Source organism: Arthrobacter crystallopoietes BAB-32 (genome assembly GCF_000328305.2).
GTDB lineage: Bacteria > Actinomycetota > Actinomycetes > Actinomycetales > Micrococcaceae > Crystallibacter > Crystallibacter crystallopoietes_A.
On the sequence record NZ_ANPE02000033.1, the window covers coordinates 1 to 5,994 of the forward strand.

Annotated in this window: 6 protein-coding genes and 1 pseudogene; 4 read left to right on the forward strand and 3 right to left on the reverse strand. The window is 62.7% G+C overall.

Annotation, left to right across the window (positions count from 1 at the left end):
- From D477_RS00770 to D477_RS00780, 3 genes and pseudogenes are all read left to right on the forward strand, one after another.
- Window positions 1-280 (forward strand): annotated as a pseudogene (locus D477_RS00770) (L-idonate 5-dehydrogenase); the annotation flags it as partial.
- Between the two features lie 305 nt (window positions 281-585).
- Entirely contained in the window at window positions 586-1,818 is a 1,233-nt protein-coding gene (locus tag D477_RS22100; protein WP_150109924.1) for a hypothetical protein, read from the forward strand.
- 12 nt (window positions 1,819-1,830) lie between these two features.
- The gene (locus tag D477_RS00780) at window positions 1,831-2,391 is read left to right on the forward strand and encodes a hypothetical protein (protein ID WP_150109925.1); all 561 of its coding nucleotides are present in this window, start codon (window positions 1,831-1,833) and stop codon (window positions 2,389-2,391) included.
- Window positions 2,392-2,584: 193 nt separating this feature from the next.
- On the opposite strand, the gene D477_RS00785 is transcribed toward D477_RS00780, so the two are convergent.
- Together D477_RS00785 and D477_RS00790 are read right to left on the reverse strand one after the other, a co-directional pair.
- Window positions 2,585-3,298 (reverse strand): FadR/GntR family transcriptional regulator, encoded by a 714-nt coding sequence (locus D477_RS00785; protein ID WP_005266290.1) that lies wholly within the window; start codon window positions 3,296-3,298, stop codon window positions 2,585-2,587.
- 146 nt (window positions 3,299-3,444) lie between these two features.
- The gene (locus tag D477_RS00790; RefSeq protein ID WP_005266292.1) at window positions 3,445-4,587 is read right to left on the reverse strand and encodes an aminotransferase class I/II-fold pyridoxal phosphate-dependent enzyme; all 1,143 of its coding nucleotides are present in this window, start codon (window positions 4,585-4,587) and stop codon (window positions 3,445-3,447) included.
- A gap of 436 nt (window positions 4,588-5,023) precedes the next feature.
- Here D477_RS00790 and D477_RS21555 point away from each other — a divergent pair, with 436 nt between their 5' ends.
- The gene (locus D477_RS21555; protein ID WP_005266294.1) at window positions 5,024-5,272 is read left to right on the forward strand and encodes a ribbon-helix-helix domain-containing protein; all 249 of its coding nucleotides are present in this window, start codon (window positions 5,024-5,026) and stop codon (window positions 5,270-5,272) included.
- A gap of 371 nt (window positions 5,273-5,643) precedes the next feature.
- Here the strand turns inward: D477_RS21555 and D477_RS21560 are convergent, their stop codons facing one another.
- Window positions 5,644-5,937 carry a transposase gene (locus tag D477_RS21560; RefSeq protein ID WP_081608414.1) on the reverse strand — a complete coding sequence of 98 codons (294 nt, stop codon included), beginning with the start codon at window positions 5,935-5,937 and terminating at the stop codon, window positions 5,644-5,646.
- Window positions 5,938-5,994: the final 57 nt, after the last annotated feature.

The window sequence follows — 5,994 nt, forward strand, 5'->3', positions numbered from 1 at the left end:
CACCCGCGGCGGCCGCGTGGTCATGGTCGGCCTGCTGCCCTCCGGCGAGCAGCCCGCGCTGATCTCGCTGGCCATTACCCGCGAGCTGGAGCTGGTCGGTTCCTTCCGTTTCAACGACGAGATTGACGACGTCATCGCGGCCCTGGCCGATGGCACCTTGCAGGCAGACCCCGTGATCACGCACGAGTACACCGCCGAGGACGCCCTCGAGGCCTTCGGGATGGCCCGCGACTCGGCCAGCAGCGGCAAGGTGCTGCTGCGCTTCGGCGACGCGGAGTAGCAGCACACTTACCCCAGCGAAAGGCGCGGTTCCGGCACAGTCCGGCGCCGCGCCGTCGTCGTTAAGGTGAAGGTGTGGCCGGCTTGAAGCCTGGGCTAGGGCACACCTTATCGAAGTGCCGCTACTCAGCTGAAAACGCGGGCCTCGTCCCGCCAGACGCTCTCGGCCTAGCGAGGCTCTTTTCTGTCAGTCCTTCCCGTTAGTCTTGTCAGTGGGGTATTGAATCGGTTCATGGCTGGGCCATAACCCACCACCACAGGAAGCGGTCGGCCCGGGGGCATCGGAAATAACTAGGGGGAAACAAATTGGAGAAGTACTTCCTGCCAGGCAACTTGAACTGGACGAACTATGAAATCGTTGGGGAGTTCTATCGCGAAGCGCAAATCCTCGCTGCGCTTGGCAGGAAGCCGAGGCTGGACGAACAGGTTAGTGAAGAGTTCGAAGCATTCTTAGTCCCGGAACCCGATAACCCGTTCGATGCCAACGCAATCTCCGTTCGCATCGGGGGACACGTAGTGGGATATCTTGAACGTCCTGCCGCTGCCGAATATCGAGAAGTTATTCACAGAATTACCGCTTCTAAATCCGTAGCAACCACCAAAGCGTCGATTTGGGCGGTTCGTAGAAAGCAGTGGGATTGGGAGACGGAAAAAGAATCCACACGGTTCCATGCCAACATTCGAATAGCCCTTCCCGCTGTCGACCAGATCATTCCCTTAAATAACGGCAATCTTTCAGACGTCGCTGTCCTGCCGTGGGGCGGCGCACTGCAGGTTACGGGCGAGGACAAGCACTTTGATCATTTGTTCAATTACGTGCCGTCGTCTGGAGAGGGGATGGTGATTCTGACCATGCATCGCATGGTGCACCTGCTCAGGAACGGCAGCGAGAAGGAACTGGTGGAAGTTAGGCTTGACGGCGAGCGAGTCGGCCAGTTGACGGCCACAACGTCGGCCCACTATCTGCCTTCAATTCGGCACGCGGAAGACGTGGGCACGAAGCTCGGTGTGTGGGCGAAAATCAAAGGGTCCGGACTCGCTGCCGAACTTGTCATTCAAGGTGCTAGGGCTTCCGAGCTCTCCGATGACTGGCTTCGGACGATGGCGGCCTTCCCATCGTTGGTTGGCGAGGCGCTGTCCTACGCGATCCCGCCGGCATATACCGAAGCTGAACGCGCCAGCCAAACCCGGCACCAGAACGCCCCAGCTGCTCCCGAGCCGCCGGCTTCTCAGCCGTGGGCACTCCAAAGCAATCAACCTACTGTTCGTGATGCTGAGGCAGCAGCTGCACGGGTACGAGTTGGGAAACAGCTGATGGCCATTACAGACAAGGACAGGCAATACAGCCCTGGACTCCACAAAGCCGCGGGGATCTCGATGATCGGCATCAGCATTATCGTAGGTCTGTTCCTAGCTGCCATTCCTTTCATTGGGCCAGTGCTGGGGCTGGGTCTACTGGCTCTGGGAATATACGGGAATGTGCTCAAGTGGCGCCTCGCTATTGCACTGGAGGCTGAGAAGCGAGCCGATTATCGGTAAGGACAGGTCTGGTTGACTCTCTATATCCAAGCAGGGCAAGTCCGTGAGAACGGTGGGCTTGATTTAGGAACCCTTGTGCCTACTGTCATCATTACTGTCCTCGTCACCTTAGTATTCGACTGGTGGGTGAAGCCGCGTTTTGAGGTTCGCAATGAAATGTTCAGGATGCGCGCTCAAGACCGAATAGCACTGATCCGCACCTTGAACTCCATGATGATTAGCTGTGGCCAAATGATTGGCTCCGAGCACGAGGACGCAGAGACGCACGGAGTGCTCCAAAGTCGGGCCCAGGATCTTCGCGAGAACCTGCCGAAGGAGGCCCATGGACTGCAAGCTGCCATGGTGTCATTAGGCGATCGGCTAACACCGGCAACCCGAGAGATGCTAAGCAAGAGCTATGGCTTCATAATCCGCCTTTGCCACTCGAGCAATTCGCACAAGATTGTTGGGCAGTACGCAGCGGTCCCTGTCGGATTACTGCTCGATGCTGTCAGTGCCCAGAGATACACGATCAACCATTGGTACCAACAGAGGCGCTTGCGGCAATGGATGGAGCATCACTTCTCCAGCTAGTCCCTTACCTACACCTTTAGTCTGCATTGCCGTCCCGTGACCCCGTGCAGGGGAACTCTGAAAAAGACAGAAGTCGTGAGATCCGTAACGGCGCGGTTTCGACACAGTCGGGACGCGCTGTCGTTCGTTAGGCCCTTGGTGAACCCGTTCCATGGTGTGGGCCCGGCGGCCTGTCAGTGAAGTGGTGCCCGTCTCAGCTGAACACGCGGGGCTCGTCGCGCCAGACGCTCTCGACCTCGGCCACGGTGCGCCGCATGATCTGGTCCATCGCTTCACGCGCGGCTTCGGGGCGTCCGCTCTGGATGGCGTTGGCGACGTCGACGTGCAGCTGCAGCGCCTCTTCGTGCGGATGGTCCGGCATGAGGCCGTAATCGGTCCGGCCGCGCAGCACCTCGGCGATCATCGACTCCATCTGCGCGAACATCTCGTTCCCGGAGGCGGCGAGGACCAGCGCGTGGAAATGGATGTCCAGCTCCAGGAACCGCTGCAGGTCCCCGGCCCGGCCGACGGCCCGCATCTGCGCGGCGACTCCCAACAGTTCCGCCGAGATGTCTTCCGGCGAATGCAGCGCGGCCAGTTCCGCGGCGGCGGGTTCGACGGCGGAGCGCAGCTCGGTGAGCGACCGCAGCTGGGCGCCCTTGCCCGCGTCGGCCAGCCGCCAGCGGATCACCGACGGATCGAAGACGTTCCAGCGCTCGCGCGGCAGCACCCGGATGCCCACGCGCTTGACCGTCTCCACCAGGCCGAGGGACTGCAGCACGCGCACCGCCTCGCGGGCCACCGAGCGGGAGACGTGCAGCTCCTCTTCCAGCCGCTCGGAGAACATGGTGTCGCCCGGAGCGAGCTCCCCGGAGACGATGCGCCGGCCCACCGTCTCGATGACCAGACTATGCAGGCGCGAACTCATGCCGTCCCCCGGGTTGGAATCATCCGTTTATTCTATGCAGGCACGGGTCAGCGGGGAGCTTTGTCCCGCTTGCGTTACCCGCAGCAAAGGCGTACGTACGACGGCGGGGGCCCACCCGCCGTCGTACGTGGCCGGACGTGCCGCCGCTAGAGCTCCTCGATGGCCCGGCGGAAGATGGGCAGGCTGCGCTCGACCATGTCCTCGTTGGCGGTGAGGGAGATGCGGAAGAAGCCCGGTGTTTCGAACAGGACGCCGGGCAGGACGAAGACGTCGCTGGCGGCGAGTCGTTCGGTGAAGGCGAGGTCGTCGGGGTTGGGCGATGCGACGTAGAGGTAGAAGGAGCCCTCGGATTTGTTGACGCGGTAGCCCATGCCGGTCAGCGCCTCCACCATGGTGTCGCGTTTGCGCTGCAGCTGGTTGACGTCGATGGAGAACTTCTCCAGCCGGGGCAGCGCGTACTGCAGGGTGGCGTTGGGGTAGACCCAGCCGGTGGCGACCTGAAGGGCGCCGATGACGGGCTGGAGCAGCTCGCGGTCCGGCATGGTCGGGGGCAGGGCGAGGTAGCCGATGCGCTCGCCGGGGGAGAGGTGGGTCTTCCCGTAGGAGTAGGCGAGCAGGGTGTACGGGTAGAACTCGACCGGGCTGTGGAAGCGGGCGCCGTCGTACACAATCCGGTTGTAGGCCTCGTCGGACACGAGGTAGATGCGGCGGCCGTTCCGGGCCGAGGCCTCCTCGAGCAGGGCGGCCAGTCTGGCGAGCAGTTCCGGCGGGTAGATGCGGCCGGTGGGGTTGTTGGGGGAGTTGACGATGACCACGCGCGTGCGTTCCGTGATGGCCCCGCCGATCGCGTCTAGGTCGAGGTCGAAGGTGTCCGTGTTGACTCTGACCTTGACCGGCACCAGCCCGGACTCCACCGAGATGGGCTCGTAGCAGAACCACGGCGGCAGGCTGAAGACGACCTCGTCGCCTGGATCCGCGACGGCCTTCAGCGCCATCGCGATCGCGGTGAAGCCTCCGGTGCTGAGGTAGATGTGCTCGGGTTCGAAGGGCACGTCCAGCAGCCGCTGCAGCGACGCGGCCGCCGCCTCCTGCGCCTCCGGCAGGTTGGTCTTGTAGGCGAACCACTCGTTGTTCCGCGGGGTGAGAGCCTCACGCAGCGCATCGACGTACTCGGCCGGCGGCATCTGGTGCGGATTGCCGAAGCCGAAGTCGCAGGCTGTCGGTTCGGACTTGCGGCGGGCGTAGGTGGAGTTGTTCAGGAAGGTATTGGTCAGCTGGTAGGAGGGCATGGCGGCGATGGCTGCCGCCCGCAGGGAAGCTGAGGTCCCGGGAGCGATTGCTGGCCGCTGGGATGCGAGAGTGCCGGGAGCGCTAGTCGCCAGCTCCGATGCTTGAGTCCCGGGAGCGTTAACCGCCAGCTCCGATGCTTGAGTCCCGGGTTCGCCCACCGTCTGTGCCCCGGGTTCGGTAGTGGTCATGGGCCTGGTCCTTGCTGGTCATGCCGACCAGGTTCGCGCGGGCTTCAGACCCCCTGCCCGCTTCCCGGCGGCGTCGTAGGGTACATATTCCTCCGACGCCCCGAGCGGCACAATGGCCTGACTCGGTACCTCCACCCAGGCCATTGAGTGGCGAGCTGAGGCTGAATCAGCGCCTGCAACACGGCCTCATCTCACCAACGGACGTGACTTCGAAGCAACTCTGCTGATGCGCGGTCATACTGCTTACATGAACACGACGGTTTCCATGCCAGATGAAACCCTCAGGCGAGCCGACAGGGCGGCTCAGACGCTTGGAGTGAGTCGTTCGGAGTTTGTCGCACGGGCCATAGAACGCTACGCGGATGAACTGGAGCGAAATTCGCTAACCAACCACATCGACATGGTCCTCGAACGTGCCGCGGTCGACGACGGAGCGGCGCAAGCTGTTGTCGGGGCCGGACGTGCGACGCTGTCGGCAGATTCGGAAGCTTGGTAGTTGCCGCGGTGAGATCTTCTGGTCAGACCCGCCGCGGGAGGCCAATGAGCTTCCCTTCAGCCGGGGTGCCATCCAGGGTGCACGTTGGTCGATCATCCGTTGGCCCGTAGTGGCTGGATTGAGCGGAATTTGGGCTCCAAAACAGCCACTAGAGGCCAACAGATTTGCCTAGGACGTTGCTGAACAAGGGTCGATTTGAAGGGCTGGTTCGGGCGAATTGACGCTTGGATCAGTCCTTCGGCGTTTCCGGGTGCGTGGGAGCGGGCAGTGATTGAGGCTTGCGGCAGCTTGCGGCAGCCCGTTTCCTCAGTGCAGGGCACTCGGACGGGGGTCCTGCCGGCCCTGGGCAGGGCCGGTTGCCCCCGTTGGGCTTATCCGAGGGCCCAGGCCTCGTTTCGGACGGTGAGTCCGAGGTTCAGCAGGCGTTTGAGGTTCACGGCGCCGGCCCGCAGCCGGAACCAGGCATCGTTTTTTGCCACTCCGAGGTAGCGCAGCCGCCGGTTGTTGCCGCTGGTGAGCCAGGCGATCGAGCGTTCGACCATGGGCCGGTGCTGCCGGTAATCGGTTTGGAAGCCTTCATCCCTTGCCGCAGCCCGGTGGGCCTGCAGCAGGGCGTGTGGGCTGCTTCGCGAATTTCGGACAGCGGAATTGATGGTTTTTCCTATGCTGCCTTGGCGGGCTGTTGGTAACTGTAGTGGACGTCGTTGGGGTACCGGTAATCC

Bases quoted from the DNA above. Each gene is read 5' to 3' on its own strand.
- D477_RS00785 (WP_005266290.1), bottom strand. From the start codon at position 3,298: ATGAGTTCGCGCCTGCATAGTCTGGTCATCGAGACGGTGGGCCGGCGC.
- D477_RS00790 (WP_005266292.1), bottom strand. From the start codon at position 4,587: ATGCCCTCCTACCAGCTGACCAATACCTTCCTGAACAACTCCACCTAC.
- D477_RS21555 (WP_005266294.1), top strand. From the start codon at position 5,024: ATGAACACGACGGTTTCCATGCCAGATGAAACCCTCAGGCGAGCCGAC.